This window comes from Streptomyces sp. NPDC002793, assembly GCF_040295485.1.
Classification (GTDB): domain Bacteria; phylum Actinomycetota; class Actinomycetes; order Streptomycetales; family Streptomycetaceae; genus Streptomyces.
Genome location: NZ_JBEOVL010000006.1, coordinates 82,410 through 109,038, shown reverse-complemented (window position 1 = coordinate 109,038; position 26,629 = coordinate 82,410). Strand labels below are relative to the sequence as shown.

The 26,629-nt window shown below is 68.2% G+C and carries 29 protein-coding genes and 1 pseudogene; 14 read left to right on the top strand and 16 right to left on the bottom strand.

Annotated elements, in window-relative coordinates:
- Nucleotides 1–180 precede the first annotated feature (180 nt).
- From ABT001_RS07890 to ABT001_RS07880, 3 genes are all read left to right on the top strand, one after another.
- Nucleotides 181–1,536, top strand: coding sequence for an NsdA family TPR-like regulatory protein (locus ABT001_RS07890; RefSeq protein ID WP_351273921.1), 1,356 nt, complete (start codon nucleotides 181–183; stop codon nucleotides 1,534–1,536).
- A gap of 35 nt (nucleotides 1,537–1,571) precedes the next feature.
- Nucleotides 1,572–2,069, top strand: a complete 498-nt coding sequence (locus ABT001_RS07885) for an NUDIX domain-containing protein (protein WP_351273918.1) — start codon at nucleotides 1,572–1,574, stop codon at nucleotides 2,067–2,069.
- Between the two features lie 88 nt (nucleotides 2,070–2,157).
- A complete protein-coding gene (locus tag ABT001_RS07880; protein ID WP_502967441.1) occupies nucleotides 2,158–3,843 on the top strand; it encodes an AAA family ATPase in 1,686 nt (561 codons plus the stop codon).
- A 277-nt stretch (nucleotides 3,844–4,120) separates the two neighbouring features.
- Here the strand turns inward: ABT001_RS07880 and ABT001_RS07875 are convergent, their stop codons facing one another.
- The 6 genes from ABT001_RS07875 to ABT001_RS07850 form a co-directional block, all read right to left on the bottom strand.
- Entirely contained in the window at nucleotides 4,121–5,458 is a 1,338-nt protein-coding gene (locus ABT001_RS07875; RefSeq protein ID WP_351273912.1) for a hypothetical protein, read from the bottom strand.
- On the bottom strand, nucleotides 5,455–7,434 hold the full coding sequence (locus ABT001_RS07870) for a hypothetical protein (RefSeq protein ID WP_351273909.1): 1,980 nt from the start codon (nucleotides 7,432–7,434) through the stop codon (nucleotides 5,455–5,457). Before ABT001_RS07870 ends, ABT001_RS07875 begins: the two co-directional genes overlap by 4 nt.
- Nucleotides 7,431–8,225, bottom strand: a complete 795-nt coding sequence (locus ABT001_RS07865) for a toll/interleukin-1 receptor domain-containing protein (protein ID WP_351273906.1) — start codon at nucleotides 8,223–8,225, stop codon at nucleotides 7,431–7,433. Before ABT001_RS07865 ends, ABT001_RS07870 begins: the two co-directional genes overlap by 4 nt.
- A gap of 313 nt (nucleotides 8,226–8,538) precedes the next feature.
- Complete coding sequence (locus ABT001_RS07860; protein ID WP_351273903.1) at nucleotides 8,539–9,792, bottom strand: helix-turn-helix domain-containing protein; 1,254 nt, start codon at nucleotides 9,790–9,792, stop codon at nucleotides 8,539–8,541.
- Nucleotides 9,793–10,127: 335 nt separating this feature from the next.
- Entirely contained in the window at nucleotides 10,128–10,859 is a 732-nt protein-coding gene (locus ABT001_RS07855; protein ID WP_351273900.1) for a HEAT repeat domain-containing protein, read from the bottom strand.
- Nucleotides 10,856–11,236, bottom strand: a complete 381-nt coding sequence (locus tag ABT001_RS07850; RefSeq protein ID WP_351273898.1) for a CPCC family cysteine-rich protein — start codon at nucleotides 11,234–11,236, stop codon at nucleotides 10,856–10,858. The genes ABT001_RS07855 and ABT001_RS07850 overlap by 4 nt, the downstream gene beginning before the upstream one ends.
- A gap of 492 nt (nucleotides 11,237–11,728) precedes the next feature.
- Between ABT001_RS07850 and ABT001_RS07845 the strand changes: the two genes are divergently transcribed.
- Nucleotides 11,729–12,103 carry a type II toxin-antitoxin system RelE/ParE family toxin gene (locus ABT001_RS07845; protein ID WP_351273895.1) on the top strand — a complete coding sequence of 125 codons (375 nt, stop codon included), beginning with the start codon at nucleotides 11,729–11,731 and terminating at the stop codon, nucleotides 12,101–12,103.
- Nucleotides 12,100–12,435: a helix-turn-helix domain-containing protein gene (locus tag ABT001_RS07840; RefSeq protein WP_351273892.1), complete on the top strand. Its 336-nt coding sequence runs from the start codon at nucleotides 12,100–12,102 to the stop codon at nucleotides 12,433–12,435. Before ABT001_RS07845 ends, ABT001_RS07840 begins: the two co-directional genes overlap by 4 nt.
- Before the next feature lie 269 nt (nucleotides 12,436–12,704).
- Here the strand turns inward: ABT001_RS07840 and ABT001_RS07835 are convergent, their stop codons facing one another.
- From ABT001_RS07835 to ABT001_RS07815, 5 genes are all read right to left on the bottom strand, one after another.
- Nucleotides 12,705–13,253, bottom strand: coding sequence for a hypothetical protein (locus ABT001_RS07835; RefSeq protein ID WP_351273889.1), 549 nt, complete (start codon nucleotides 13,251–13,253; stop codon nucleotides 12,705–12,707).
- The gene (locus ABT001_RS07830; protein WP_351273886.1) at nucleotides 13,246–13,554 is read right to left on the bottom strand and encodes a hypothetical protein; all 309 of its coding nucleotides are present in this window, start codon (nucleotides 13,552–13,554) and stop codon (nucleotides 13,246–13,248) included. The genes ABT001_RS07835 and ABT001_RS07830 overlap by 8 nt, the downstream gene beginning before the upstream one ends.
- 134 nt (nucleotides 13,555–13,688) lie before the next feature.
- A complete protein-coding gene (locus ABT001_RS07825) occupies nucleotides 13,689–13,865 on the bottom strand; it encodes a hypothetical protein (RefSeq protein WP_351273883.1) in 177 nt (58 codons plus the stop codon).
- Between the two features lie 679 nt (nucleotides 13,866–14,544).
- A complete protein-coding gene (locus ABT001_RS07820) occupies nucleotides 14,545–15,501 on the bottom strand; it encodes an AAA family ATPase (protein ID WP_351273881.1) in 957 nt (318 codons plus the stop codon).
- Nucleotides 15,502–15,609: 108 nt separating this feature from the next.
- Complete coding sequence (locus ABT001_RS07815) at nucleotides 15,610–15,792, bottom strand: helix-turn-helix domain-containing protein (RefSeq protein WP_351273879.1); 183 nt, start codon at nucleotides 15,790–15,792, stop codon at nucleotides 15,610–15,612.
- Nucleotides 15,793–15,918: 126 nt separating this feature from the next.
- On the opposite strand from ABT001_RS07815, the gene ABT001_RS07810 reads away from it, so the two are divergent.
- From ABT001_RS07810 to ABT001_RS07790, 5 genes are all read left to right on the top strand, one after another.
- On the top strand, nucleotides 15,919–16,485 hold the full coding sequence (locus tag ABT001_RS07810; RefSeq protein WP_351273876.1) for a hypothetical protein: 567 nt from the start codon (nucleotides 15,919–15,921) through the stop codon (nucleotides 16,483–16,485).
- Nucleotides 16,460–16,765 (top strand): hypothetical protein, encoded by a 306-nt coding sequence (locus ABT001_RS07805; RefSeq protein WP_351273873.1) that lies wholly within the window; start codon nucleotides 16,460–16,462, stop codon nucleotides 16,763–16,765. The genes ABT001_RS07810 and ABT001_RS07805 overlap by 26 nt, the downstream gene beginning before the upstream one ends.
- 47 nt (nucleotides 16,766–16,812) lie before the next feature.
- Nucleotides 16,813–17,664, top strand: a complete 852-nt coding sequence (locus ABT001_RS07800) for a tyrosine-type recombinase/integrase (RefSeq protein WP_351273870.1) — start codon at nucleotides 16,813–16,815, stop codon at nucleotides 17,662–17,664.
- 631 nt (nucleotides 17,665–18,295) lie between these two features.
- The gene (locus ABT001_RS07795; RefSeq protein WP_351273867.1) at nucleotides 18,296–18,547 is read left to right on the top strand and encodes a type II toxin-antitoxin system VapB family antitoxin; all 252 of its coding nucleotides are present in this window, start codon (nucleotides 18,296–18,298) and stop codon (nucleotides 18,545–18,547) included.
- Nucleotides 18,544–18,960: a PIN domain nuclease gene (locus tag ABT001_RS07790; protein WP_351273865.1), complete on the top strand. Its 417-nt coding sequence runs from the start codon at nucleotides 18,544–18,546 to the stop codon at nucleotides 18,958–18,960. The genes ABT001_RS07795 and ABT001_RS07790 overlap by 4 nt, the downstream gene beginning before the upstream one ends.
- A 330-nt stretch (nucleotides 18,961–19,290) precedes the next feature.
- On the opposite strand, the gene ABT001_RS07785 is transcribed toward ABT001_RS07790, so the two are convergent.
- The 3 genes from ABT001_RS07785 to ABT001_RS07775 form a co-directional block, all read right to left on the bottom strand.
- Nucleotides 19,291–19,527, bottom strand: coding sequence for a hypothetical protein (locus ABT001_RS07785; RefSeq protein ID WP_351273862.1), 237 nt, complete (start codon nucleotides 19,525–19,527; stop codon nucleotides 19,291–19,293).
- A 202-nt stretch (nucleotides 19,528–19,729) separates the two neighbouring features.
- Nucleotides 19,730–20,593, bottom strand: a complete 864-nt coding sequence (locus ABT001_RS07780; RefSeq protein ID WP_351273859.1) for an SCO6745 family protein — start codon at nucleotides 20,591–20,593, stop codon at nucleotides 19,730–19,732.
- A gap of 58 nt (nucleotides 20,594–20,651) precedes the next feature.
- Nucleotides 20,652–21,356: a GntR family transcriptional regulator gene (locus tag ABT001_RS07775; RefSeq protein ID WP_351273857.1), complete on the bottom strand. Its 705-nt coding sequence runs from the start codon at nucleotides 21,354–21,356 to the stop codon at nucleotides 20,652–20,654.
- A gap of 153 nt (nucleotides 21,357–21,509) precedes the next feature.
- Between ABT001_RS07775 and ABT001_RS07770 the strand changes: the two genes are divergently transcribed.
- Nucleotides 21,510–22,049, top strand: coding sequence for a YbhB/YbcL family Raf kinase inhibitor-like protein (locus ABT001_RS07770; RefSeq protein WP_351273855.1), 540 nt, complete (start codon nucleotides 21,510–21,512; stop codon nucleotides 22,047–22,049).
- 160 nt (nucleotides 22,050–22,209) lie between these two features.
- Nucleotides 22,210–22,405, top strand: a pseudogene (locus tag ABT001_RS07765) (hypothetical protein); the annotation flags it as partial.
- 106 nt (nucleotides 22,406–22,511) lie between these two features.
- Here ABT001_RS07765 and ABT001_RS07760 read toward each other — a convergent pair.
- On the bottom strand, nucleotides 22,512–23,093 hold the full coding sequence (locus ABT001_RS07760; RefSeq protein WP_351273852.1) for a TerD family protein: 582 nt from the start codon (nucleotides 23,091–23,093) through the stop codon (nucleotides 22,512–22,514).
- A gap of 154 nt (nucleotides 23,094–23,247) precedes the next feature.
- Entirely contained in the window at nucleotides 23,248–23,823 is a 576-nt protein-coding gene (locus ABT001_RS07755; RefSeq protein WP_351273849.1) for a TerD family protein, read from the bottom strand.
- Nucleotides 23,824–24,051: 228 nt separating this feature from the next.
- On the opposite strand from ABT001_RS07755, the gene ABT001_RS07750 reads away from it, so the two are divergent.
- Together ABT001_RS07750 and ABT001_RS07745 are read left to right on the top strand one after the other, a co-directional pair.
- Entirely contained in the window at nucleotides 24,052–25,461 is a 1,410-nt protein-coding gene (locus tag ABT001_RS07750; RefSeq protein ID WP_502967439.1) for an LCP family protein, read from the top strand.
- A gap of 210 nt (nucleotides 25,462–25,671) precedes the next feature.
- The gene (locus tag ABT001_RS07745) at nucleotides 25,672–26,472 is read left to right on the top strand and encodes a GTP pyrophosphokinase (RefSeq protein WP_351273846.1); all 801 of its coding nucleotides are present in this window, start codon (nucleotides 25,672–25,674) and stop codon (nucleotides 26,470–26,472) included.
- Nucleotides 26,473–26,629 lie beyond the last annotated feature (157 nt).

The window sequence follows — 26,629 nt, the reverse complement described above, 5'->3', positions numbered from 1 at the left end:
GGGCCCGGGGCACAGGAATGCCCGAGCCCGTTAGGGCGTACGGAACTTGGGGGCCGCCCGGCCCGCGATGCCGTGAGTGGGGCGGCTGTCGATAAGTGAACCGTCCGCTACGCAGAGTGGGTACGGTGTGAGCGAGGCCAAGCGGTATACACGGTTTACGGATCCGGAGCGGAGGCGATCGTGCCGGCACCGACCAGCGCCAACTCCCGCCTGCGCGACACGATCAACGCCGCCGGGTGCACGTACGAGGCACTCGCCAAGGACCTACGCCGCATCGCCGCCGAGAACGGCGAACTGCTCCAGACCAACAAGTCGGCCATCTCCCACTGGGTGGTCGGTGCCCGCACACCGACCGGCCAGGCAGGCCAGTACCTCGCCGAAGCCCTCTCCCGGCGGCTGGGACGCGTCGTCACCCGAACCGAGCTCGGCCTCCACTCACCCGACACGGAGTCGCCACCGGACACCGACCCCGTCACCGCGGCCACCGACCTCGGTCGCGCGGACGTCGAGCGCCGCCGCTTCCTCGCCATCGCCGCCTTCACCACGGCCGGCGTGGCCATGCCGCTCCTGCACGACCACGAAGCCACCTCGCGGATGCTCCGCGCCCGCACTGCCCGCTCCCTCGTCGGCAGCGACGACATCGACGTCGTACGACAGATCACGGCAGCCTTCAGCGCCGCCGACGAACGGCTCGGTGGCGGGCACGGCCTGACCACGGTCACCGCGTACCTCGCCGACACGGCAGCCCCCATGCTGCGCGGCCGCTTCCCCACAGAAGCCTTACGCCAGGCCGCCTTCGGCGCCGTCGCCGAACTCGCCTACCTCGCAGGGTGGAAGCACCACGACCTTGGACACGAAGGCGCTGCCCAGCGCTACTACCAGGTCGGCTACCAGCTCGCCTGCGAAGCCGACCCCCACGGCCATGCCGCCTGGATGATGCGCGCCCTCGCCCACCAGTCCCTCAGCCTCAAGCAACCCCACCACTGCGTGGACCTCGTTAAGGGAGCCCTCACCCGCGGCCTCGGCCACGTAGACGGCCAGACGGAAGCGCTCCTCCACATCACGCACGCCCGCGCTTATGCAGCCGTTGGCGAGAACCCGTTGGCAGCCCGTGCTCTCCTCGCCGCCGAAGACGCACTCCTGCGCGAAGACGGGCCCCAGCCCAGCTTCTCCCGCGTCAGCGGCCCAGCAGCCGGCACCGTGTCCAGCCACACCGCCCGCACGCTGACCGACCTCGCCGACCACATCGGTACGGAACAGCAGCACCGCGACGCGCTCACCCGCTGGGACCCGGAGAAGTACAAGCGAGTCCACGCCCTCACCCACGCCGACCTCGGCGACAGCCTCGCCGCCCAAGCCCGTGCCGACGAAGCTGTCGCGGCCTGGACCCAGGCCCTGGTCCTCATGGAGGGCATGACCTCCGACCGCACCCGCAAGGCGATCACCTCGATCCGCTCCACGCTCGCGGTCTACCAGCGGCGCAAGGTACCCGGTGCCGCCGATCTCGCTCGCCGCGCTCGCGAGGCCCTCGCCTAACATGCCCAACAACCCGCCTGACGAAGGGAACCCCCGTGGCTCAGCAGACCGACGACCGCTCCCAAGCCCTCAAGCCGGCGCTCGAATCGATGACCCTGCTGGTCGCGGCCGTCATCGTCCATGACAAGGCCACCAACCGCGTCGTGCTCCTCCAGCGCAGCGAGAACGCCAAGTTCGCCCAGGGCCAGTGGGACCTCCCCGTAGGCAAGAGTGAACCGGGCGAGCCCATCACCGAGACCGCGGTCCGCGAGCTTTACGAGGAGACCGGCCTCACCGTGAGGCCCGAGTCCCTCAAGGTCGCCCACATCATCCACGGCGCCTGGGGCGTCGAAGCCCCCAACGGCTTCCTCACCGTCGTGTTCGCTGCCCACGAATGGACCGGCGAACCCGAAAACCGCGAACCCCGCAAGCACTCCCAGGTCCGCTGGGTTGACGCCGACGCCATCCCCGAGAACTTCGTGGACACCACCGCCAGCGCTCTGCATCAGTACTTGGGTGGCAACTCTCAGGTATCACTTGACGGGTGGAACTAGTCCGCCTGTCCAAGACGGGCGAATCTTGAATCAACCAACGACAGCAGTGGAGACCTGGGTGCAGGGGCAGTCCGTATCACGGCGTTCGATCAAGAATTGCGAGCAAGCGTGGCTCCAAGGGGTTGCGCAGCTGAGGATGGGTAATCGGGCCGCTGCGGCTGAATCCTTTCGCGCGGCCGTCGAGTACAACCCGCTTGCCGCTGACGCTTGGCTGGGACTGCATGCGACGGGACAGCTCCAGGGCCAGGCGATCGAGGCCATGCACGGTCAAGCCCAGTCCTTCGGCGCCATGCGCACGAAGCTTCAGACCCCGTTGTCCTCGCGGTTCCAGATCGGGGGCTATGTGAACTTCCGTTTAGAGACGCCCCGCGATCTGTGGCTCGCGAGGGCGGCGAAGTTCTTGGACGACGGCCTACTCGATCAAGCATGGAACATGCTCTCCCACGCCGTGCTCGACTGTGACGAGACCCGCTTTGTCTGCGCACGCTACGCCGTCCTGAAGAAGGACTGGCCACTTCTTCTGACCTTTGCCGAGGGAATCCGAAACTCCTTCCTGCGGGACGAGTCGCAGCTCTGCGTGGCGGCCAGTCTCATCGCCCAAGGCGTATCCCATGAGGCACTCAACGTGTTGAACCCGCTCCCGCAAGCGCTGGCTGACAATGCCGGCTATCTCGGGGAGGTGGCTTACCTGCGTGGCCGTGCGTATGAGCAGCTCGGCCGGGCTGAGGAAGCTCTGAAGCAATTCCAGACAGCCTTCCGGTACAGCCCGACCTTGGGCGATGTGGCCCAGCGGGCGAAGGTCGTGGCCTCGCCTGCTGCGCGCGTGCCCGCCCAGGCCGCTGGGGTTGCGCAGGAACGGCGTGAGCACTCCTCCGGTGCCACCCTGAGCGACGAGGAACGTTCGGCATTGCTGGACGAGGCTATGGCCGAACTGGACGAGATGGTCGGCCTGACCCCGGTGAAACGCCAGGTGCGGAGCATGTCGGCACAGCTGAGGATGGCGGCGGTGCGAAGAGGTCAGGGTCTGGCTGCGGCGCCAGCTCCACAGCACTTGGTATTTGCCGGGCCGCCCGGCACAGGCAAGACCACGGTGGCCCGCGTCGTAGGCAAGATCTTCGCAGGGCTTGGCTTGCTGGCCCGAGGCCACGTCGTCGAGGCCCAGCGCGTTGACCTCGTGGGACAGCACCTCGGAGAGACGGCGATCAAGACATCAAAGATCATCGATGAGGCCCTGGACGGCGTTCTCTTCATCGACGAGGCGTACGCACTGTCCAACACCGGGTACTCCGGTGGTGACGCCTTCGGTAAGGAAGCCCTACAGGTGCTTCTCAAGCGGGCCGAGGATGACAGGCACCGCCTGGTTGTGGTTCTTGCCGGATATTCGAACGAGATCGCCGAGCTCCTGTCCACTAATCCGGGTCTTGCCTCCCGCTTCAACACTCGGGTGGATTTCCCCGCCTATTCGGCTGACGAGCTGGTATTGATCGCGGAGTCATTCCTGGGAGCCCAAGGCGACGTCCTTACTGAGGAGGCAGTGGTTGCGCTGCGCACGTCATGTGACCTTGCCGTCACCGATGGCTTGATCGATCGGCTTGGCAATGGTCGTTTCGCGCGCGAACTCGCTAGGAAGGCTGCCGCAGTGCGGGACCTGCGTGTGTTCGACTTGCATGGCAGCTCCGGGGTCCCGTCTCAAGACGAGGTCACTACGCTGCACGTGGGCGACGTCATGGACGCGTACCAAGAGCTCACTGAAAGCGTTCCGCCGAACCGGTGACGATGTGATGCCCGCTGCCTCCACAGTCCGCAGGATGCTCGCAAAGCGACCGTTGCAGGCCAACGCAACCAAACAGCGAAGTGCCTGGTCAGGCGCTGGGCTTGAACGTCTAGTGGATGACACCACCACGTGGATGATCTAGCAAATGTGGAGATCGGAAGGAGCCTGGTCTTTCGAGGCCGGGCTCCTTCCGACCTGTCTTGTCTCGGGACGGGAAGGGATCCCCTGCGGCGGTGTGCGGCGAAGGGGAACCTCGGAGAGTCGACCCTCTATCGGATCAGTTCCCGTCCTCGTCCCGTGTGCGGGGTTCGGCGGGCCGGTGCGGGCTGTGCGAGGGGCCCCACAGGTGTGGGGACGTCAGATCGTCCTCGCCGGTCTCCCACTGGTCTCTGTTCCTGTCGTTTGCGCTGCTCTCCGCCGTCCAGGGCGTGAACGTGCCCGCGCCCCCGTCGGCATCCGGGTGCGCAGCCGTGTGGGTGAACGGCGGGCCTTCATGTGCTGGGGAGCGGGGCGGCCAGGGCCCCGTGGTGTCCCCCTCGTCAGAAGGGTCGCCCTCTGGCCCCTCGTGGGGGGCCAGGCCAAAGGCCCGCCTGATCTCGTCGGCGGCCTCGTCCAGCCCCTCCGCCTTCAGGAATCGCATCACACGGTGTACGAAAACCGTGTACCCGTCCATGTCCGGCTTGAGGCCCGCAGCGGTCAGCAACAGACGCAGCCGATCCGGGACCCCCACTTCCTCCTCGCGGCCGAACATCTCCCCTCCGAGGCCACTCTCGTCCCACAGCGGTCCCCCGACGGTCGCCTCGCTCCGCGCGCCCACGGGCGGAACGAGCAGGTGGCGGAAGAGCTCGGGCACTTCCTCGTCGTTGGCCGCCGCCGCGATCTGGGCGAGCGGGCCGATCATGTGGACCGCCTTCTCGATCTCGTTCTCGTGGCGGGCCAGCCACCACACCACCGCGCTGCCCGCACTCTTGAGCACGTCGTCGCCGAGGTAGCGCCGCTTGTTGCGCTCGTGCTGGCGCTCGTACTCCCAGATCTCCTCGTCCTTGCGAAGATCGTTCAGCTTCCGCAGGCGCTCGCGGTCGGCGGGAGCGAGGGCCAGGGTCACATCGGCCGCCAGAGCCTTCACCCGTTCGTTCCGGTCCGGGAGCGGGACGCCCAACTCCCCGTCCAGGAGATACTGCGCGAAGCTCGCCCGGCCGGGCTCCTCGTGGCGGACGGCCTCCCGGGCCCGGCTGACGACCGAGGCGGCGGCGAGGGCCGGGGAGGCGTCGTCGGATCGGCCGGCGTGGTCGGGAACAGGTTTCCACCACACGGTGGCGGAGAAGAGGAAGTCGTAGCCGTCCGTCGCGCTCGGCAGCACCGCGTCGATCACCCGTGTCTCCTGGTACGGCTGCTCCACCGGCGCTGCGGGCGGCTCGGGTTCCCTGGACTCGTACGAGTCGGCCGCCGCCCGGCCACTGCTGAGGACCGTCATCACGAGCAGTAGGGAGCCCGAGGCCGTGACCATGGACATGAAGCCCCACAGCCACGCCGACCAGTGCAGGAGGTTTCCGAGCACAGCCGGTGCGAGGCCGCAGAAAGCGACGAACAACAAGCGGGGAAGACGGTGTCTCATCGTGCCTCTTCCGTGGTCCGTGGTCCGGCGTCCGCACGCTCCGTGCGGCCGTACTGCACGTGGTCGATGTACTGCCAGAAAAGGGCGGCGACCGCTGCCCGGGACGGGTGGCGCGCGGACCCAGCCCAGCCGCAGGTGATGGTGTAGAGACGGTGGAGGGCGGCCGCGCGGCCGCGCGTCGCTCCAACCATCACGTCCAGCGCCATCTTCTGCGTGCTGTCGCCCGCCACGGTGTTCAGCCAGCGGCTCACCAGCGGGTTCCAGAGCTCCGTCGGCGGCTGGGAGAACACCGCCTCCCAGCCGAGGAACAGGTCCGGCCACGTCGGCGGGTCAGGCGCCCGGTCGCTCCTCAACAGCACCATGAGCAGCTGGAGATGGGGCTCTGCCCCGTGCGGCTCCCGACGCGCCCGGTCTCGCAAGCGGTCGATCAACAGTCGGTAGAGCCGGCGGTCGCGGCCGACGAGGTCGAGAAGCGCTTCCCGGGCCTCGCGCGCCGCCTCCCCCTCTCCTACGGCGAGGTAGTGCAGCCGTACCACTGCCTGATCCGGGTGAGTCGCGCTGAGGCTCTGGATGCAGGCTGTGGTCAGGACACGGGCGAGACCGTCCGACAAGGAGCCGGATCTCACGACGCACTCGTACATCCGCTTGCGGAACCATCCCCCGAACCTCTCGTGGCCGAGACCGAGTTCGAGGGCCGCCACGGCTTGCAGGTCGCAGGGCGTTCCGGTCGTGCGGTCCGCCCAGCGCTCCACGAGGTCGAAGAGGTGGTCGGGCCGCCCGACGGCCAGGGCTCGCTCGCCGAAGCGGATGACGATGTTCACCCGGTCGTCGGTGGTCAGACCGCGCAGCCCGGCGGCGCTGCCGATCCAGTCCCTGAGGTCGTCGCGTACCCCGGGGAAGTTCGCCCAGAAGTACGTCCGTACCGCGTCGGCGTAGACCAGCCGTTCGAAGCGGAGCCGTCCGTCCGGATCCCGCTCGATCCCGAGTCCCACCAACCGCTCTCCGAAATCCGTCCGCGCGAGCTCGGTCGTCGCCTCCTCCTCGTGCCTCACCGTCTTCATCAGACTGTGCCACGCCTCGTAGACGGTGTCGGCGCGGGCCTCCTCGAACATCGCCGTCGCGAGCAGCAGGGCCCGCTCGGGTGTGGTGCGGACCGCGGCCACCTGTCGACCCACCTCGCCGGCACGGTCGGTCACCGCGTGCATCGCCTGGTCGAGCCATCCCGCGAAGTCGGCGCCGAACCGGCCGCTGTCGCGAGCGGCCGTCGCCAGTCCCGCGAGCCGCGCCAGTTCCCGCATGGGGGAGCGGTCGCACAGGTGCTGGAGGTCGGTGCTCCCCAGGTCCGCGGGGCGGAAGAGCATCCGGTCCATGCGGAGGTACCGGGTGATGACGGCGATGCCCCTGGGGCGTCCCAGCCTCACCGTGTGCGATTCCAGGTCCGGCGGGTGGGCGTGCTCCATGCCCGACGGCAGGATGACGACCATGTGGGCCCCCGCCTCCTGAACCTGTGACCGGCGCACGGCCAGGCGGCGCTGGGCCTTGTCGTACATTTCCTCATCAGCGATTCCGGAGAGATCGAGGAGGAAACGGTCCCCCATGCCGGGAACCAGAGGACTCTCGTCCTTGCCTGTGATGGGAAGCTCCTCGAACCGGACCCCCTCCTCGGCGGCGCCCCGGTCCTCCCCGAACCCGTGCAGCAGCATGATCGCTGCGGCGCGGCGGCCGCTGCCGGGTGGCCCTTCCAGCAGCACCACCGATCCGGGCTTCTCCAGATGGTCGGCGGCAACGCGGTAGCCCACCGGTGGAACGAACCGATCGGCCAGACGCACCCGGTCCTCGCGGGTGATCCGGAGGGACTCGACCCCTTTGCGGATCATCCAGTCCGCGCTGACACCGTAGAAGACGTACTGGTGCCCCTCGCCGTTGTTCACCGGGCCGCGCGGATCGTTGACGGTGACGCGGTCCTGCTCGGTCATCGTCCGTCGTCCGAGTGCCGGCGCTCGCGCTCGAAGCGCTGGTGGACCGTACCGCTGTTGTCGCCCGCCGTGAACTGGACCCCGGTGTTGTCACCCTCGAAGTGAGGTGCGTTGTACTGATGACCCCGACCGGTGTTCACAGGCCCCTGCGGCTCGTTGACGAAGGTGCCGGACAGGTCTCCGTTGAGATTTCCGATGCCGCCGCGCACGCGCTGCTCGACGTCACGCGTCCGCATCCTGGTGTGCCCGGTGTCCCGTTCCAGCTTCTCGCGGGACTTCGCCTCCATCCGGTCCCGCACCGCACGGGCGTCCTGGTCCACCGCACCCAGCTCGGGCAGGAGCCGGGCGAGAGTGTCGCCGAGCGCCGTCAGGTCCGATTCGGCGTTGCGGTGGTCGAACCGCCTGTACTGGCAGTCCGCCAGCTCCAGCAGAACGTCCGGAAGGACGGCGCGGTCGATCCTCGTGGCCTTTCCGACGAGCACGGGGATCACCAGGACCCCGCGGTCGAGCGCGGTCTGGATCTCGCGACGGGTCCAGTCTTGCTCGGCTTCGAAGGCGGGGCGGCCGTCGGCGCCCCGCACCTCCGCCCAGCGCGGACCGATCACGGCGAGGAGAGCCTCGCACTCCTCCACCGCCCTGACCAGTTCTACCGGGAAACGGCGTCCGGGCTCGATCGAATTGCTGGCGAAGAAGATTCGCTCGTCACCGAACCGGCGGGCGAGTTCCCGAGCGATCATGGTCGCTGCGGTCTCCTCATCGCCTGTGCGGTAGTTGACGAAGACGTCGGGCATGAAGGTTCCCTTCATGAGGGGAAGACGGGGTGAACGGGCACGGGGCTGTGAACCGGGGCTCCGGTTCGCCCGGGCAGTGAGGTCCCGCCCGTGACGGCATGGCGCATCCACGGTGGGCGTGCGGATGGAGGGGCGCAGCCTGGTGCGTCACTGGTCGCGGGCAGCCCGAAGAAGTCGGAGGGCGATGCGACGTGTCGAGCGGTCATCAGAGGGTCCCGCCGGGGATCGTCGGATCCGGAGGGCCGGAGAGACCGGGTAGTGGCAGACCGGCGAGCCGGGCAGCCTTACGTCTGTGTCGGTCGTGAAACGGCTGTCAGTCGTGCGCAGGGGCGAGTACGCGTGCCAGCGCGGGCTGCAGATCACGTACGGCGCGGCTGCTCCGGAACCGGGAGAGTTCCCGTGCGAGACGCCGAACGTCGCTGTTCACCGTCGCCGACGGAACGGCCGGCATCATTCCCAGGAGATCCCCGGCGATCGCGCACGCGTGCTCGACCTCCCCGGAAGCGGCATGGGCCAAGGACCGGCGGAAGCCGTACCGAGCGCGGGTGCGTAGCGCGTGCGGCGGGAGGCGGCGGTACTCCCTGTCGAGTACCTCGGCGGCGGACTTGGGGCGGCCGAGGTCGTGCAGGCACCAGCCGGTCGACATCGCCGCCGGATCGCTCACATGGGAGGTGCCGATCACGGGCTCGGCGCCGTTGCGGGCGTCGTCGCTGGCGAGCAGTTCCCGCGCCCTGTCGAGGCTGCGGAGGCAGTCGACTTCGTTGCCGACGAGCGCGTGCCCCTGGGCCTCCCGTTGGGCCGCGAGTCCCCGGATGCGCGGCGGGAGTTCGCTGCTCTGGGCGCGGCGGGCCAGGGCGACGGTGCCAGTGGCGTCCCCGCCGTACATCGTGACCAGGGCGCGTCGCACCAGTGCGTAGGAACCGAGGTACGGGTCACCCCCGGCGCGCGCCAGTTCGGCGGCCTCGCCCGTCCAGCCGAGTGCCGCGTCGCTGTCCCCGGCCTCCTGGGCCATCCAGCCGGTGAACTCCGCAAACCGCGAGGCGAGCAGGAGCGCAGGGGCCCGAGAAACGGACCGGGCGTCGGCAGCCAGCCCGGCGATCATGCGGGTCTGCGTTTCCAGCAGGGGCAGTAGGACCCTGGGCGGGGTGGACTGGCCGAGCTTCCGCAGCTGGTCGAACTGCATACGGAAGGAGGGCAGGAGAGGGTCGTCGGTGGAGGACAGCGCCTGACCGCCGAGTTTCAGTCCGAGGTCGATCAGCGCTCCCGTACCCGCCGAGAGGACCGCCCGGCGTCCAACGAGCCAGCGCCTCGGACTGGCGGGGGATTCAGCGGTGCTCGAGCCCGCGTCCGTCTCGGGACGGGTGACCAGGCGCTGTAACTCGCCGTCCGCGCCGAGGAAGGCGTCGCACCGCCGGGCCAGTTCGGGTGAAGCGGAACGCTCCCCGCGCTCGACCTTGCTGAGGTGTCCCTTGTCGTAGTTGAGCGCCACGGAGAACTCGGTCAGAGTCAGCCCCGCCTCCACTCGTAATCGGCGAAGTTCCGGGCCGAAACGTAAAGTCGTGCTCATCGTCAACCTCCCCTTGAACAGTGCCCGCGAGAGCCGTCCGCCCTCACGGGGAGCCGTCATCCGACGACCACCGAGCGACACGAAACCCGACGGTGAACACCCGCTGTGACGGCGTCGTTTCGTTTCGCATCCGAGAGTGAGTCTGGCACGACGCGCGCCCGGAGAATCGGGGTTCGGCGTCGTTGCCTGTTGCCTCTTTCGCTCTCCGTTGTTCCCCGTCCATTCTTTGGCGGAGGTCGGTTCGTGGTAGCGCGGGTGGTCTGAGCCCTTCCTCGTCACGTAGCGCTCGATCACATGGCTGTAGCCGATCACTAGGGGTGCTGGGACGGCATCGGTCACCTCTCCGGGTGCAGGTCGGTCCGGTCGATCCAAGTGGGGGCGACGAAAATGTTGTCGCCGACGGGGGCTTCGAAGGCTTCCAGCAGGGACCACGCGCGGGACTCTTCGACCAGGTGCTCCCAGGGCGCGGTCCAGTCGAGTTCCCAGTCCAGGCCGGGGCCGGGGACGCCGTACGTGCGGTCGGCGTCCACTCGCCAGAACTGGGAGTAGAGGATCACCTGGGCGTGGTCGGCCAGGTCGTTGATGATCTCGGCGAAGCGGGCCGAGCGCCAGCCCAGGGCGTCGTCCGCAGCGGTGGCTCGTAGGCGCGCGGTGAGCGGCGGGACGACAGGGCTGCGTGCGCTGAGTTCGGTCAGGGCCCAGCGGATGCCTTCCGGCTCACTCCAGTCCGGTGGCGTCGCCCGTTCCAGGCAGGCGCGATAGGCGTGACGCACGGGCTCAACCGCGCCGTCGATCTTCAGGCTCGCCAGGGCCATCGCCGCCCATTCCCGGACGGTGGAGTCGTCGCTGCCCAGGAGGGCGATCAGGGCGGGGCCGCAGCGTGGGTCCGCCACCTCTTCGAAGACCTCGATGGCGGTCAGCTGGCCGAAGCGGTCGAGGGAGGGCAGTCCGTCGATGATGGCGGGGATGGCGTCGGAGCCGATGTAGATCAGTTCCGCGCGAGCGTCGTACGACGGGCCGGTCGAGTCGTCGAGCTGCTGGATGAGTCTCGCGATGTGGGTGGTCATGGGTGGTCCCGGCGCCAGAAAGTGGGGAGCCACCAGCAGAGCACCGAGAGGTCCTCGGGCCACGGGGCGCGGTCCTCGGCTGCCCAGTCCTCGAAGGAGTCGCGTGTCAGGTCGATAGGGCGCCAGGCGGGGTCGAGCGGCTCATCCTCGGCCGGCGGGCGGACGAACCGTCGACCGTGCTCGTCGCAGGCGCCGAAGTCCTGGTAGTTGCGCTGGGCCTCGATCAGGGAGACCTTGTTCGCCCCGCCTGCCATGGTCGGCAAGCGGAATTGGAGTCCGTCGTCCTCCCAGAAACAGATGGGACAGATCTCGTACGAGCCGGGCACGTCGTCGAACACGCGGTGCCCGCAGCAGGGACAGGGGTAGGAGTCGCTCACCCGCGCAGTCTCGTTCCAGGTCCCGCCGGTGTGCCATGGATTTCTCTGCCTCGGGATCCCCGGCCAGTCCGCAGCCAGTCCGCAGGACACCCGTAAACGGCCGTCGGGAGCCAACGTATGCCAACGAGGAAACCCCAGGTAAGAGCCCTGGACAGTGCTCCGCCGCAGGTCAGGATCAGACCGCAGACGTTCCGCTTCAACGTGTGACGCCTGATTCCTTGACCGGCCGAAGTGGCCGGTCAAGGTAGGGAACCCCAGGTCAGGGGCCAGGTCTTCGGGTCTGGCCCTTTCCTGTTTTCTCCTGCGGATTCCGGCCTTTTCTGGGGAGCGTGCTGACTTGGTGCTGACCCTGACGACAGGGTCTGAGCTGCGCTGACCTGGGATGCGAGAGGCGTGAGGTCCTTCTGGTGAGGCGACGAGCTGAGTCGCGATGCCGGTCGAGCCGCTCGGTGATCGCGCCCCGCGAAGTAGAGGATTCGCTACACTTCAGGTGTGGAGGAGTGGGAGATCCGTGTAACGGATGAGTGCCTGACCTGGATCCATGGGCTGGAAGCGGGATCCGAAGCGCAGGTCGTCGACGCCATTGACCGCTTGGCCGACGGCGGGCCGGGGATGGGGAGACCGCTCGTCGACCGGTTGGAGGGCTCCGTGGTGCACAACCTGAAGGAGCTGAGACCCGGATCGGCGGGGCGGTCGGAGATCCGGATCATCTTCGCGTTCGATCCGTGGAGGTCGGCGATCCTGCTGCTCGGTGGCGACAAGTCGGGGAACTGGTCCGGCTGGTACAAGCAGGCCATCCCGCGGGCGGAGGAACTGTACGCGGAGTACCTGAAGGAGCGGGAAGCAGAGGAAGGGGAGAAGCGATGACGGGTTACCGGAAGTGGAGTGATGTCCGGGCCGAGGTGGTGGCCGAGGCCGGTGGCGAGGAGGCGGTCGCCTGGGCCCGGAAGCGGAACCAGGCGTACATCGACGGCCACCGGCTGGCCGACCGTCGCGCGGCGCTGGCGCTGACCCAGGCCGAGCTGGCCGAGCGGATGGGCGTGACCAAGAGCCGGGTGTCGCAGATCGAGCGGGGCGAGGTGTCCACGGTCGAGGCGATTGCGCGCTACGTGGAGGCGCTGGGCGGCAGCATCCAGATCTCCGCGGTCTTCGGCGACGATCTCTGCATCTTGCGCGGGGCGGATCCGCACGTTGCCTGACCGGTGTCACCGTCGGGCCTGGTCGCCCTTGAGGTGACGTTTCGGCGCGCCGAGGGGCAGCGATCAACAAAGCCGGATCGCGCCGGTCCAAAGCCCTCGTCGGTCTCATCGTGGCTGGCGGGGGCGCTGTGCTGTCCGGGTGTGCGGTGCCGTACGCGAGGGCGAGACGGGGGTGGGGGATGACCCCCTGAAGGCGTTCTCCGCACCGCCGGGTCTTACCGGCCAAGGTCGCGCCACGGTTTCAAGGGCGTTCAAGGTCGGCCGAGACCTCACGACACCTTCGGAGGTGGCCAAGGCCTCACGACCTTGAGCAGGAACTGCTCCCTCATCATCTCCATGGTCTGTGCCGCCCCCTCGACCTCCGGCCAGAGTTCTTCCGCGAGCAGGTCTCTCGGAGCCTGAAGGCTCTCGACGGCCCATCTGGCTGCCAGCGAAAGGATGTCATTCACCGCTTCGACGAACCGATCGTGCATGATTCTGGCCCCAGCCTCTTCTGTCGATGACGGGGCTGCGGCTCGGTAATGGAGGAGCTGATCTTCCAAATGGCTGCTGTGCGCGCTCATGTAGTGCCGAAGTTGCAGCAGCTCGTTGGGGTCACGGTCGCCAACGGTGACTGCGTAGTTCCACGTCTTCAAGGTGCATTCGGAAATTCGTACCATGCTCACGTACATCTCTCTGGCGGCGCGTCGCTCTGGCGAGTCGGCCTGGTGCTCGACAGTGATCGAGTACTTGTTACCGAATACCGCTTCTTCCACCGTCTGGCGAGCGGCATTGAACTGAACCCCTACCTGCTGACTCTGTTGATCGAACTCACCCACCAAGCCCCCCAAGCATGGCGGCGACCTGCGCTCCGATGCCAGTGGCCAGGCTGCCCATCTCAAGCACTCGCCGCAGCCGCCCTCCCGTCTCAGCGGCGTCGCCAGACTCTGCTGCAACACGCGCGGCTTCCAGCTCCGCCTGTACCTCGGGAGGAAGGGGCGGCTCCGTCTGGTGAGCCTGCGCCAGAACGGCGTCCAGCCCAGCAGCGATGTCGGCCATCGACGCCGACGATCCGACGATCATGTTCTCGGCGTTGTGCTGAACGCCGACAGTCTGATTGTGCTGGTTGAAGGTTGCCACGCGGTCACGGTACGGCGCACTCGGCACGCCGAGCAACACATTCACAACCTCAACTCCCGTACCCTGAGGCCTCGTTCGAGTGCAGGAACGGGATCATCCTCCCCCACCGCGAGGCGAGAGGCGAGAGGCGAGAGCTACATTCGACCCTGTTTGGCCAGCTCGATGTGCTCCTCGGTCACGGCGTCCTCGTCATGCTCGGCGGCGAACGCCAGCACGCGGGCGAGCGGAGTGTCAGGAACCGGCGGCTCCTCGGCCAGCTCGGCGCCGGTGGCCTGGAGGGCGAATCGAAGGCTCGTGTCGAACTTGTCCATGGCCCTACGGTAGGGGTCGAGAGTAGGGCGTCTTCGGCGTTGCCGGACGCTACGCGGCCCGTCAGAGGCTTGCTGTCTTTGACGATGCCCGGCTCTCGGCCCGGCCGGGCGCTGGGTCCGCTCCGGGTCGCCGCAGTTGACCTCGTCGGACTCGATCACATCCGGGGCACACAATCGGTGCAGACCTCCGCGTCGCCATCGACCCCAGAGGCGATGATGACTGGGCGTAGCAGGTCGCACGCAACGGCGATGAGGAGCACGAGGAAGGCCCAAGCGTAAGGCCGAGGGGGGCCGCCACGGCGGCCCAGAAACAAGCGACGGCGAAGGGCTGTACGAGAGGTGAGCCTTGGACTTCAAGTTCTTCATGCCGACGGCGGCTCCGCCGCCGACTTCTCGCAAAATCTTGCCTGACTTCTTCGCCACTGCCTGCAAGTACGTAAGTGGCTTCGCCATGTCGGCCCCCAGAGGGGGGCCGCTCCTTCTGGTTGTTCCCTCGCCGCTGAACGACTTCGGGCTTTGCAGTTCGCCAGCGGTCTGCGTGCTGGTCGGCCGGAGGCCGCCAGAGTCCAGAGACCTGACGTACTTACGTAAGTGAAGCGAGGAGCGAGGCTTGCCGAGCGGAGCGAGGTAGCTGGTGGTGACACGTCCTGTAAGGGGGAGGCGTCACCACCACCAGGGCTCAGGCGGTGTCGGCGAACCTTCTGACCCAGCGCCCGTCGACACGCTCCAGGGCGTCCCTGAGCTTCGGCCGTACGGTCTCGGGCTTTCTGTCGACGATGGGCGCGTAGCGCTTGGACAGCGCGAGCGCCGACTCCTCTTCCGGCTGTTCCTCGATGATCCGCGTGATGAGGTCCTCGTCCCAGGGCTTCGGCGTGGGCAGGCTGACGGCCTTGAGTTCCGATTCCACTCGTTGCCAGACGGGGACTTCGCTGGACTCGCTGGCCGGGCGTACGTCGACGCGCAGGTCAAGGTCTTCCCGTGCCCGGTTGATCGCGGTCTGGATGCTCCGGCCCTTCTTGGACTTGCGGAGGGCGATGACACCGCGGACGCCTCCGGCCATCGCGCGTCCGCCGATCGGGGCGGAGGCGGTGGTGAGTCCCTCGCCGTTGCCCTTCGGGGTGTGGGTGACGGCGAGTACGGGGATGCCGGACCGGCTGATCGGCTTGAGCTTGTCGATGGTGTTCCGGGCCGTCACGGAGGAGGCGACGTCCTCGCCGTCGCCGAGGGCTCCGAGCACGTTGTCGAGGACGAAGAGGTCGGCTCCGAGCGCTACGAGGTCGTCGTGGACGCCCTGCCAGTAGCCGGTCTGGGCGGTGTCCTCCACGGGGAAGACGGTGACGGAGTCCTCGGGGACCGCCCCGTGAAGGCGCTCGCGGAGTTCCCCCTCGGCGCCGTCGTCGGTGAGGCCGAAGACGATGTGGCGGCAGGGCCGCAGGACGGGCAGGCCGAGGAACTCGTCGGCCCCGTTCAGGAGGGCGACGGACATCCCGGCGGTCAGGAGCGTCTTTCCGGCCTTGGGTTCGCCGGCGAGCATGGTGATGTTGGTGGTGAGCAGGTCGCCGATGAGGAATGCCTGCTCGTACGGGACGTGCTCGATCTCGTGGAGCTTGCGCCCCTTGGTGGTGATGGCTCCCACGGGTGTTGGTCGGTCCTTTCGGTGGTGGCGCGAGGGCGCCGGGGTCCCCGTCGAGGCGGGGGTCATGTGCTCCTCTCTCTCGGGAGTACGGGGCAGTGCTCGGGCAGGTCAGGCGGCGGCGGGACAGTTCCGGTCGATCCAGCGGTCGACTTCCGACCTGCGGAATCGGAGGTGTCCGCCGATCTTGCGCGACGGGATGCCGAGCGCGCGGTGGTTGTTGTAGACCCACGCGGGCTTCATTGCCAGGTAGTCGGCCAGGTCATTGACGCTCATCATTCGGTTCGGCTCCAAAGGCGCTCTCCTCGGGTAGGCGGGATCGACTGACCGTCATCCCGTTGATTCAGTCTGGCTCTGTCAAGACCGGATCTGTCACGTCTGGACTTGACGAGTGAGGTGCTGCCTCGTACGTTCTGTCGCATGGCGATCATTCACGGCCAAGACGATGGACCTCCTACGCGTGAGGGGATCGAGCAGACGCTGCGTATCGGCTCGTGGAAGGTGACCTTGTGGCGCCCGCTGGCCGGTTCCTCGGGCGGGCCGCAGGAGATCCGGATCGAGCCGCACGAGGACGGCGACCCGCAGGAGATCGCCCGCGGTGTCTCCACCACGGTGCTCCGGCAGATCGACACCGCTGCTTTCGCCGCGGATGTGGCCTCGGTCGCAGAGACCGCTGTCGCAGCAAAGACGGCAGTGGAGAGGTTTCGGGAACAACTCGCAGGTCTGCCCCGTGGGCTCTCCGACGAGTACCTGGCGGTGCTCTCCGCTCTGTACGTGCGGAGCGTCGATGTCGGGCGAAGGGCCCCCATCCACGATCTGGAGGTGTGGACCGGGAGTAAGCAGGCCACGTTGAAGGGCCACCTGCGCACCGCCCGGCAGAGAGGGTTCCTGACCAAGGTCGAGGGCAAGGCGGGCGGGCGGCTCACCGGCAAGGCGATCGAGATTCTGAGAGGGATGGACGTTGGCCAAGGTTCTGAAGAAGTGTGACTGCCGCAACCAGGCGTGCTGCGTGCACCGGTGGACCGTCCGGTACCGAGAGCCCGGTGGGCGTGGTGCTCGGCAGCGGGAGAAGTCGTTCCCGACCAAGCGGGAGGCCGAGGACTTCGGCATCAAGGCAAAGAACGACAAGCGCGAGGGTGTCTACATCGACCACCAGCTCGGCCGGGTCTCGCTCCGTAAGTGGGCCGAGGAGTGGTTGGAGCAGCACCCCGTGAACGAGTCCACGCGCCGCACCGCAACTACCAGGGCATCCTCTCTAACCACCTGATCCCCGCACTGGGCTCCCGCACCCTCGCCGGCCTCACCGTCACGGATGTGAAGAAGCTTCAGGCCGGCATGGTGGCGCGTGGGCTGACGGCCGCGACGGTCAATGACCGCATGAACATCCTGCGCAGCATGTTGACGGCGGCCGTGAAGGAGCGCCGTATACCGGGCAGCCCGTGTGACGAGGTGCCGCCGCTCAAGACGGCGGGCGCTGCGGTCGACCCGGACGAGATCCCGACGTTGGCCGAGGTGTACGCCATCGCTGCCGCCATGTCCGAGCAGTACCGGCTCACGGTGTGGCTCCAGGCAGGTGCGGGGCTGCGCATCAGTGAGGCCCTCGGCTTCTCTGCTGACTGTCAGAGGGACGGCTTCCTCCGGCTGCGTCGGCAGATCAGCGCCAAGGCGAACCAGGGCAACTGCGTCACACGCTTCGTACCGCTGAAGCACCGCACGGCGGAGGAGTTCCGGGACGTGCCCACCCCGCTCTTCCTCGACCAGGAGATCGGGCTGCACCTGAAGCGCTGGGGGACGGTCGAGGTCGACGGCCTGGAGGCGCTCTTCGCCCCGCGCGAGCGGGGCAAGGGCAAGATGCCCACGGCTTCGACGTACGGCTACCACTGGCGCAAGGCGCTGAAGGCGGCCGGTGTCGTGAAGCCGGACGGAAAGCCGAAGTGCACGCCGCACTCCCTGCGGCACTTCTTCGCCTCGACGGCGCTCGCGAACGGCGTCCCGATTCACGAGGTGAGCCGCTGGCTCGGCCACCGCAACATCAAGACGACTGTCGACACGTACGGGCACCTCGTGCCGGAGGCGTGGGACCGCTGCCGGGATGTCATGCAGGAGGCGCTACGCCCATCGATTCCCCGTCAGACAGCGGAGCAGGCGACGGCGCTCGCTGCGTGACGTGCTGACTGATCGACACGGTGCTGACTTGGTGCTGACCCAGCAACGATCCGGAAGGGCAGACCCCTTGCGAACACTGGGGAGTAGGAGATCCTTTGAACGTTCCGCTTCAACGTGCAGCGGGTGCCAGATCACCACGTCGCTGATCTGGCAAACATGCAGGTCATACAGGGCTCGACTCTTCGGAGTCGGGCCCTTTGTTTTTCCCGTGCCGGGATGGTGCTGGGGTAGCTGACCCTCGTCATCTGTCGTCATCCCTGGTCATCCGTACCGTGCTGGGTTTGCGCCGGGACGCGGATGCGCCGCCGGTGCCAGGTTCCACTCTGATGAGCCTCCCGAGGCTACGAGCCGATCGTCGCGGGGAGCGCAGTCTGCCGTGCCCGAGTTCGTTCTTGCCGGCTTCCAACGTCTTGCGGAGTGGCCGCTCCGGCAATGCGGCGTCGATTCGTTCGCCGAGTCCCAGGTCAGGGAGTTCGTCCAGGTTGCTCGCCGATCGGAATGCTGATCAACCGGTCCAGGTCAGGCTCCCGGCTCTGATCGAGGCACCCTCGCCGCGCTCCAGCATTTTGATGCCATTTCTTACTCCCAATTGATATCGTTGTTGGAGCGTCGAGCTGTGGAGGGACAACTGATGGCCAGGACTGTGATCGATCTGGACGAGGAGATCGTCGAGCAGGCGATGCGGGTATATGGGACGAGGACGAAGGCCGCCGCTGTGCGGGCGGCCATGGAGGAGGGGGTGAGGCTGCGGCTGCGCCGGGAGCTGTTCGATGCCATTGACGATGGTGAGTTTGATGACGTGTTCGCGGAGATCCGGTCGCAGACGGGGCCGCGGAATCCGGACGGCTCGCTCAAGCGCGAAGACGGGGCTTCGGCGGCGTGAAAGGGCGCTACCTCATCGACAAGTCCGCGCTGGCCCGCCGGGGCACACTGGCAGTGCGGGCGCGGCTGGATGCGCTGGACCGCGATGGACTCCTAGCAGTGTGCGCCCCGACCGAGTACGAGGTGCTGTACTCGGCGCGTGGAAAGCCCGAGGCGCTGCGCCTGCGTACCCTGCTCCGTGGTTTCGACTACTTGCCCTGCAACGACGAGGAGTTCGAGCAGGCGCTCGCGATCCAGGCGCTGGCGCTGAACGCCGGCTTTCACCGGGCGCTGTCGCTGGCCGACGTCCTCATCGCGGCAACCGCAGAACGGCATGGGGCCACGGTCCTGCACTACGAGGGCGACTTCGACATGATCGCCTCGGTGAGCCGGGTGCAAGCCGAGTGGGTCGTGGAGCCCGGCACCGCCGACTGACCGGGAACGCCGCACGGTGTGGATCCTGAGCGTAAAGGGCCAGGCGGACCCCTTCTTTCGGGTCCATCGAGGGGCGCCTGCTGCCCAGCGAGTGGAGCCGTTGCAGGCAGGTGCGTCACGCCATGCGGCTACCCCCTCGACGAAGCGTCCCACCCCTCAAAGGGTGCGAGCCGGAGTGGTGGCACGCAAGCTGCGTGGGAGTGCATGAGGGCGCCCGGCCTGCATGGTGCTGGGATGGAACGCCCGTGCTGGGATGGTGCTGGGATGTCCCTCTCCGGAACTGCGGTTTCGCAGGCGGGAGCTCTGCGCTACGGATTCCGCTTCGTGTGATCACCCTCCGTCGTACGCGCCGACGGTTCGCCAAGGGGGCGGACGGATGCGTGGCGGGAGCGGGCCCGCAGCATCGGGGGTGGAGGTGCCGTCCTCCGCCTCGTGCGTCAGGGCACTGCGAAGGCGCTGCCACCAGCCGATCGCCTTACGTGCGATGGACAGCTCCCGGTGGACGGTGTCGGCGTCCATCTCGTCAGCCCGCGCCCCGGCGGGCGGGCCCGGTCGGCTCCGGTTCACCGGCGAGGATCCACCCCCACGTCGTCAACGTGATCCGGTAGATCCGCGCGGAGGACTTCGCGATGCCCGCGCCGGTGAGGTACCGCTCGACCGCCGCGGTGTACTACCTGGGAGGGGCGGACATGGGCACGACGCGGGCGCGCGGTGAGCGCACTGCACGCCACCTGGCCGTGGCTACTACGAGGGCGCCGGGCCCCGGCCCTCAGCCCTTGCCGAAGTGCACCGCAGGGAAGGCGCCCGCTGCCCTGAGGGTTTTGGAGAAGCCGCCGGCCAGTTCGGTGAGGCGTGCGGTGGCGGCCGGGCCGAGGTGGTCGTACGGGGCGGCATCGAGGCGGTCGGTGAGCACCTCGGTCTCGCCGCGCAGGGCCGTGCCCGCCTGCGTGAGATTGCCTGCCTCGTCCAGCAGGCCGCGCTCGCGCAACTGGTCCCGGGTGGTGTCCCACTGCCGCGCGGACCACCCGCGGGTCCGCATGAACAGTGCCGATGTCGGTGCCGTGCCGGTGGCGTTGTGCAGGACCAACGCCTCGATGCCGGACAGGCCTGCGATCGCCAGGGCGGCGAGGTGACCATCACCCCGGTGTTCGCGCAGCAGTGTCGCGGCGTGCCACAGGGCCAGGTGCGGTTCTTCGGGTACGGGGAGGTCGGCGTTGGCGGCGTACAGCGGCCGTGCCTCCCGGCGGCAGGCTTCGGTGGCGCGCATCGCCAGTTCGGCCGCCTCGGTCATTTCCGTGGAGGTGAGGGCCTCCTTCCCGAGCAGCCGCCGCAGCGTCCGGTCCGCGCCGCGCAGTCGTGCCGTGAGCACCTCCGCCGGTGTGGTGACGGTCCACGCGGCGGGGATGTACCGCTGCACATGCTCGTGGTTGAAGTTGTAGAACGTCGCTGTGACAGTGCCCGCGTCGACGGCCCCGAGCGGTGCCGCGCGGCTCGCGAGGTAGACCATGGCTCCGCGCTCCAGCCCGAGTGCCGCGAGTTCGTCCTGCGGCTCCGGCGCGAAGTACACGGATGCGTGTAGAGGGTTGACGGCGTTGAGGCAGTGACGGCCCGTGCTCGCTTCGAAGATGGTCATGCTGTGGCTCCGTTTCAGGTGATCAGGTGCGGTCGTGCGGCCAGGCAGGCAGGGCGCATCAGGCTTCGTTCGTGGGTTCGTGGTGGGGGCAGTCGGTCAGTCCGGTCGCGGTCTGGGTGAGGTGCCGGGTCAGGACCTCGACTGCGGTGTCGGCGTCGCGGGCGAGGGCCGCCTCCTCCAGTCGGCGATGCTCCAGGGCGCCGTCCCGGTCGGGGTTGCGGTGCGCCGACCAGCGGCGGGCCAGTTCGCTCGCGGTCCACATCCGTTCGAAGGTCTCCAGCAGGACGAGGTTGCCGCAGCCCTCCAGCAGGGTGCGGTGGAAGAGGCGGTGGGCTTCGGCCCATGCGTTGCTGTAGTGCTCGCCCTCCTCCGGTACGTACGCCGGAGTGCGGGTCAGACGGTGGTGGGAGGCACGTACGCGGGCTTCCCAGTCCACATCGCCGCGTTCGATGGACATGCGCAGCATGACCGGTTCGATCGTCCGACGGGCCTCCGCGATCTCCTGCCAGCGGCGGTCGGAGTGGGCCGGGACGGCGAAGCCGCGGTTGGGCAGCCGGTCGGCGAGGCCCTCGCCGACCAGCCGCACGAGTGCCTCACGCACGACGGCCAGGCTCACGCCCTGCTCTTTCGCGAGGTCCTGAGGCTTGAGGGCATCACCGGGGGCGTGGTCCCCGCGCATGATCGCGGCCCGCAGGTGTGTGTAGACCTGCTCGGAGAGCATCTGCTTCCCCGCCGAGGGTGAGGTGTGAGTCGTCTGGGTCATGACTACACAATAGACGATCTGGAAGATAATCGATTATCAGTGTTATGGTCGATCTCGGTGGTGAGCGGAGGCGTGACCACGTCGCCTCCTGGCGCCGCCACGGCCGTCGGCCGCATCACCACCACCCACAGCACACCTGAGAGGGACCACACCATGAGTTCCAACGACCCCTTTGCCCGTCTCCCCGAGGCGGTCTCCTTCACCGTTGTCAGCACCACCGTCACCGACGGCGCCCCCTGGCCGATCGAGCAGTACTCCGGCCTGTCCGGCGTACCCGGCGGGAAGGACGTCTCCCCGCAGCTTTCTTGGAGCGGCGCCCCGGAAGGCACCAAGAGCTACGCCGTCACGGTCTACGACCCCGACGCTCCCACCGGGTCCGGGTTCTGGCACTGGGCGGTCGCCGACATCCCCGCCACCGTCACCGAGTTGCCCGAAGGAGCCGGCAACGACACCGGTTCGGGCCTGCCCGGGGGTGCGTTCCAGCTGCCCAACGACGCCCGCGCGGCCCGATTCATCGGCGCTGCCCCGCCGGCCGGACACGGCCCGCACCGCTACTTCACCGTGGTGCATGCCCTCGACGTCGACACCATCGGCGTCCCCGCCGACGCCACCCCGGCCGCCCTCGGCTTCACCATGGCCGGCCACATCCTCGGCCGCGCGGTGCTGACAGCCACCGCTGAGACTCTCGCCTGAAGGACACCCATGAGGCCCGCGCCGAGCACAACCGGGCCCTCCACCCGGTCAACGTCCGGTGGGAGGCGCTGAGGACCGCGGCGATCCGGTTGGCCACTTGCCATGCCTATCTCCCTTGAGGGAGGGCAGCCCGGGATGAGGCCAAGCGGCGCCATCCGCACTGCCGGGAGGCGCCGCGAAGGCGGTCCGGGCGCGGGTCGGTGAGCGGGAATTCTCCGCGTGTACCGCCGAGGCGGTCGAGTGTGCGCTGCGAGGGAAGGTCCTCGACGAGTACCTGGCGGACTATGGGAGCCGCAAGGCGCCGGTCTCCGAGCGGGGCTCGTCAGTGGGCGCGGCAGGTTCTCGACGAGATGTTCCGCGTTCTCTGTTGGGCCTTGATGCCGCCTACGGTGGATCCCGCGCCCCGGCGGTCCTGGGATGTTCCTGTGGTGCAGGCGCGGGGCGGGGCCCTGCGGGTGTGCCCTAGAGGTGCGTGGCGATCGACGGCATGAGGTCCTGGAAGGTGCGCCCGTCGGCGGGGCTGCCGATCGCTGCCATCTGCCATCCGGAGGCGCTCCGTTGCACCTTGGCCATGACCTGTGCGGTGTGGCGCCCTCCTCCCGTGAGCGTGTAGCGGGCCAGCTCCTGGCCGGTGGTTTCGTCGAGAAGGCGGCAGAAGGCGTTGTCGACCTCCTCGAAGGTCTGGCCGGTGAAGGAGTTCACGGTGAAGACGATCTGGTCGACCTGCGCGGGGACACGCTGCAGGTCCACGATGATCGACTCGTCGTCGCCGCCCTGACCGGCGCCGCCGACACGGTTGTCACCGGTGTGACGGACCGAGCCGTCGTCGCTGACGAGGTGCTGGAAGAAGACGACGTCCGCCGGCTTCTTGTCGGCGAAGAGCACCGCCGAGGCGTCCAGGTCGATCTCCCGGGCGGTGAGCCTGGCGAGGAACCCCTTGCGCGGGGCGGCCTTCCAGCCCAGTCCCATCCGTACGACGGTGAGCGCGCCTCCATCGGATTTGCTCAGGCTGATCTGCTGGCCCTTGCTCAGATTCACGGTCATGCTGTGCTGCCTTTCGTCGGGTCATGGCGGCGGCTCGGGGGTGTGCCGGCTGCGGTCACGTCTGTCGGAACGCGGGCAAGGGCTTCTCGGCGCCGAAGGTGATCTCGGCGCCGAAGGAGATGCGGGGCTCGCCCGTACCCCGTGCCCGCAGGTGTCAGACGTTGACGCCGAAGTCGGCTGCGATGCCTGACAGTCCGCTGGCGTAGCCCTGGCCCACGGCGCGGAACTTCCACTCGGCGCCGTTGCGGTACAGCTCACCGAAGACCATGGCGGTCTCGGTGGCGGCGTCCTCGCTCAGGTCGTAGCGAGCGAGCTCGGTGCCGCCGTCCTGGTTGACCACGCGGATGAACGCGTTGCGGACCTGGCCGAAGCTGTGGTTGCGGGCTTCGGCGTCATGGATGGAGACCGGAAAGACGATCTTCGACACGTCGGCGGGGACGGTGGCCAGGTTCACCTTGATCACCTCGTCGTCCCCCTCGCCCTCGCCGGTGAGGTTGTCGCCGGTGTGCTCGACCGAGCCGTCCGGGCTCTTCAGGTTGTTGAAGAAGATGAAGTGCTGGTCGGAGGCGACCTTTCCGGCCTCGTCGACCATCAGTGCACTGGCGTCGAGGTCGTAGTCGGTGCCGGTCGTCGTGCGGACGTCCCAGCCCAGGCCGACCAGGACGGCGGACAGCCCCGGCGCCTCCTTGCTCAGCGAGACGTTGCCACCCTTGGCGAGGCTCACACCCATGTCGATTCCCTTCTCGAGACCTGACCCGCGAACGGGATTCCGCTGCGGGCCCTCGTATGCCACCCTCTCGAATCTACAGCACTGTAGAAATTGGTCGGGGTGTGAACTGGGCACGCCGGCAGGCGCTTTCCGGCCTCGTGGCCGCCTGTTTCTACACGGCTGTAGAGTTCCAGAGCCGCGTCAGCCGCGGTTGCGGATGAACGAGCACGAAGGCCCGGAGGACGCCAGGTGGGTACGCAGGACAGGACTCGACACGGCCGCCGGGCGAAACCGACGCGGCGGGGCCGCGAAGCCGAGGAGCGCTCCGCCCGGCTGACCCGGCGCGGGCGAATAACACTGTGGACCGGTGGGGCACTGGCTGTCCTCTTCCTGGCCACGGCCGGGGCAGGGGCGTGGGTCTACCAGGGTCTGGACGGGAACATCGGTTCCGCGGACGTGGACGACAAGCTCGGCGGCGACCGGCCGGTCAACCTGAGTCCGGGCTCGAAGAACATCCTGGTGGTGGGATCGGACTCACGGGACGGTGACAACGCGAAGTACGGCAAGGACCTGGACACCATGCAGTCGGACACACTGATGGTCATGCACCTGTCTGCGGACAGGGAATGGGCCACCGTGGTCTCCTTGCCGCGGGACTCCTGGGTGAGCCTCCCGGCCTGCGACCGGGGCAACGGGACGACGTCCGGTCCGGGCTACTCCAAGATCAATGCGGCCTTCGCCACAGGCGGTGCGAGCGGCGATGTCTCGGGAGCCGCAGCCTGCACGATCAAGGCGGTGGAGCAGTCCACCGGCCTGCGCATCGACCACTTCATGTCCGTCGACTTCCAGGGTTTCAAGGGCATGGTCAACGCCCTCGACGGTATAGAGGTCTGCCCCGAGACGGCGATACACGACGAGAAGGCACACCTCGACATGGAGGCCGGGTGCCAGACCGTCAAGGATGAGGACGCCCTCGGATACGTCCGCACCCGCTACAGCGTCGGTGACGGCTCGGATCTCGGGCGCATCGGCCGCCAGCAGGAGTTCATGCAGGCCCTCGCCGCCAAGGCCCAGCAGAAGCTCACCGATCCGACGGCCCTGTACGACTTCCTGGACTCGGTGACCAAGTCGCTGACCACTGACGAGAGGCTGGCGGGGATCAAGCCGCTGACCGGTCTCGCGAACGAGATCAAGAGCATCCCGAGTGACCGGCTGACCTTCCTCACCGTGCCCAACTACGGACGCGTGGCGGACGTGCCGTCCGACACGGCCAACGTGGTGTGGCAGTACCCGCAGGCAGCCGACCTGTTCACCTCGCTGACGAAGGACCAGGAGGCCGACAAGGAGAAGCTGGCGGCCGATTCCGAGGCGCCGGTGTACGCCGCGACGGTGCACGTGCAGGTCCTCAACGGCAGCGGGGTCCCCGGCCAGGCCGCGGAGGTCGCCGAGACGCTGAGGGCGGCGGGCTACGGCATCACCGGCACCGGCAACGCTCCGGCCGCCGCGGCGAAGACCGCGGTCACCTACCCCCTGGGCCTCGAGAAGCAGGCCGGGGTGCTCGCTTCCCGGGTGCCCGGTGTCACGGCGGAACCGGACCCGCACGCGGCGTCCGGCACCGTCACTCTCGTCGTGGGCGCGGACTTCGACGGCATCCGCTGAAGCTGAGGAGCCTGTCCGGTACCGGTGCCGCAAGGGCCTGCGCCCGACGGACGTACCGCGACCCGGCGAGGCCGTGGATGGCCCTGACGCCGAGGGCCCTCCTGCAGGAGTTCGCCGTCACCGTCTGCGAGCATGGGACCCCGTACGCGATCACACATCGCGCCCGCCGACTCCGGATCAGGCTTCCCGGCCCGGGAGAGGAGCACCACCGTGGCCGACCCGGCGCAGGCATCCGCGCACCCCGCAGGTGGGGAGCCGCCGAAGGAGACCGACCTGGCGTTCGCGCGCCGGATGCGCAAGGACTTCCAGCGCATCCAGATGGAGCACGAGTTCGCCGTCGACGAAGTGCTGACCAAGGTGTCGATCCTGCGCAAGGAGTTCCTGCACCTGCACCGGTACAACCCGATCGAGCACGTCGGCTCCCGGGTCAAGTCCCCCGCGAGCATCCTGCGGAAGGTCGCGCGCCTCGGCATCGAGCCGACGCCCGAGGCGATCCGGGCGGGGCTCCATGACATCGCGGGCGTGCGCATCACCTGCAGCTTCATCGCCGACACCTACCGGGTCCTCGACGCACTCACCTCCCAGACCGACGTGGGCGTGCTCCTGGTGAAGGACTACATCGCGCACCCCAAGCCCAACGGCTACAAGAGCCTGCACGCGCTGATCGAGATCCCGGTGTTCCTCAGTACGGGACCCGTTCCCGTGACCGTCGAGGTACAGGTCCGGACGATCGCCATGGACTTCTGGGCCAGCCTGGAGCACAAGATCTACTACACGTACGACGGCTCCGTGCCCGCCCACATCGTCGCCAGCCTGACCGAAGCGGCGACACTCGCCGACCAGCTCGACCAGCGGATGGAGGAGCTGCACACCGAGGTGCGGGGTGCCGGGTGGGAGCGCGCCGAGGACTCCGCGCCGGACGCGGACGAGCAGATGCTGATGCGGGCGTGGGAGAGCGCCCGCGCGGACGCCGAAGGCGACGGCGCGAAGGGTGCGGGTTCGGCGGGCTGACCCCTGCCGGTCCGAGACGCCCGCCGCGACGGTCGGTCCCCCGCAGTGGGTGCTACGCCTCCAGATCCCGGGTCAGCCAGCTCGCTGGACGGTTGCGGCAGTGGTCGACGTCATGGGTTCACCCTAGGAACGACCACTGACACTCCTGTCGCCGTGA

Coding starts and splice junctions, on each gene's coding strand:
- ABT001_RS07875 (WP_351273912.1), bottom strand. CDS start 5,458: ATGAGACACCGTCTTCCCCGCTTGTTGTTCGTCGCTTTCTGCGGCCTC.
- ABT001_RS07870 (WP_351273909.1), bottom strand. CDS start 7,434: ATGACCGAGCAGGACCGCGTCACCGTCAACGATCCGCGCGGCCCGGTG.
- ABT001_RS07865 (WP_351273906.1), bottom strand. CDS start 8,225: ATGCCCGACGTCTTCGTCAACTACCGCACAGGCGATGAGGAGACCGCA.
- ABT001_RS07860 (WP_351273903.1), bottom strand. CDS start 9,792: ATGAGCACGACTTTACGTTTCGGCCCGGAACTTCGCCGATTACGAGTG.
- ABT001_RS07855 (WP_351273900.1), bottom strand. CDS start 10,859: ATGACCACCCACATCGCGAGACTCATCCAGCAGCTCGACGACTCGACC.
- ABT001_RS07840 (WP_351273892.1), top strand. CDS start 12,100: ATGACGGGTTACCGGAAGTGGAGTGATGTCCGGGCCGAGGTGGTGGCC.
- ABT001_RS07825 (WP_351273883.1), bottom strand. CDS start 13,865: ATGGACAAGTTCGACACGAGCCTTCGATTCGCCCTCCAGGCCACCGGC.
- ABT001_RS07810 (WP_351273876.1), top strand. CDS start 15,919: ATGGCGATCATTCACGGCCAAGACGATGGACCTCCTACGCGTGAGGGG.
- ABT001_RS07795 (WP_351273867.1), top strand. CDS start 18,296: ATGGCCAGGACTGTGATCGATCTGGACGAGGAGATCGTCGAGCAGGCG.
- ABT001_RS07780 (WP_351273859.1), bottom strand. CDS start 20,593: ATGACCATCTTCGAAGCGAGCACGGGCCGTCACTGCCTCAACGCCGTC.
- ABT001_RS07775 (WP_351273857.1), bottom strand. CDS start 21,356: ATGACCCAGACGACTCACACCTCACCCTCGGCGGGGAAGCAGATGCTC.
- ABT001_RS07770 (WP_351273855.1), top strand. CDS start 21,510: ATGAGTTCCAACGACCCCTTTGCCCGTCTCCCCGAGGCGGTCTCCTTC.
- ABT001_RS07760 (WP_351273852.1), bottom strand. CDS start 23,093: ATGACCGTGAATCTGAGCAAGGGCCAGCAGATCAGCCTGAGCAAATCC.
- ABT001_RS07755 (WP_351273849.1), bottom strand. CDS start 23,823: ATGGGTGTGAGCCTCGCCAAGGGTGGCAACGTCTCGCTGAGCAAGGAG.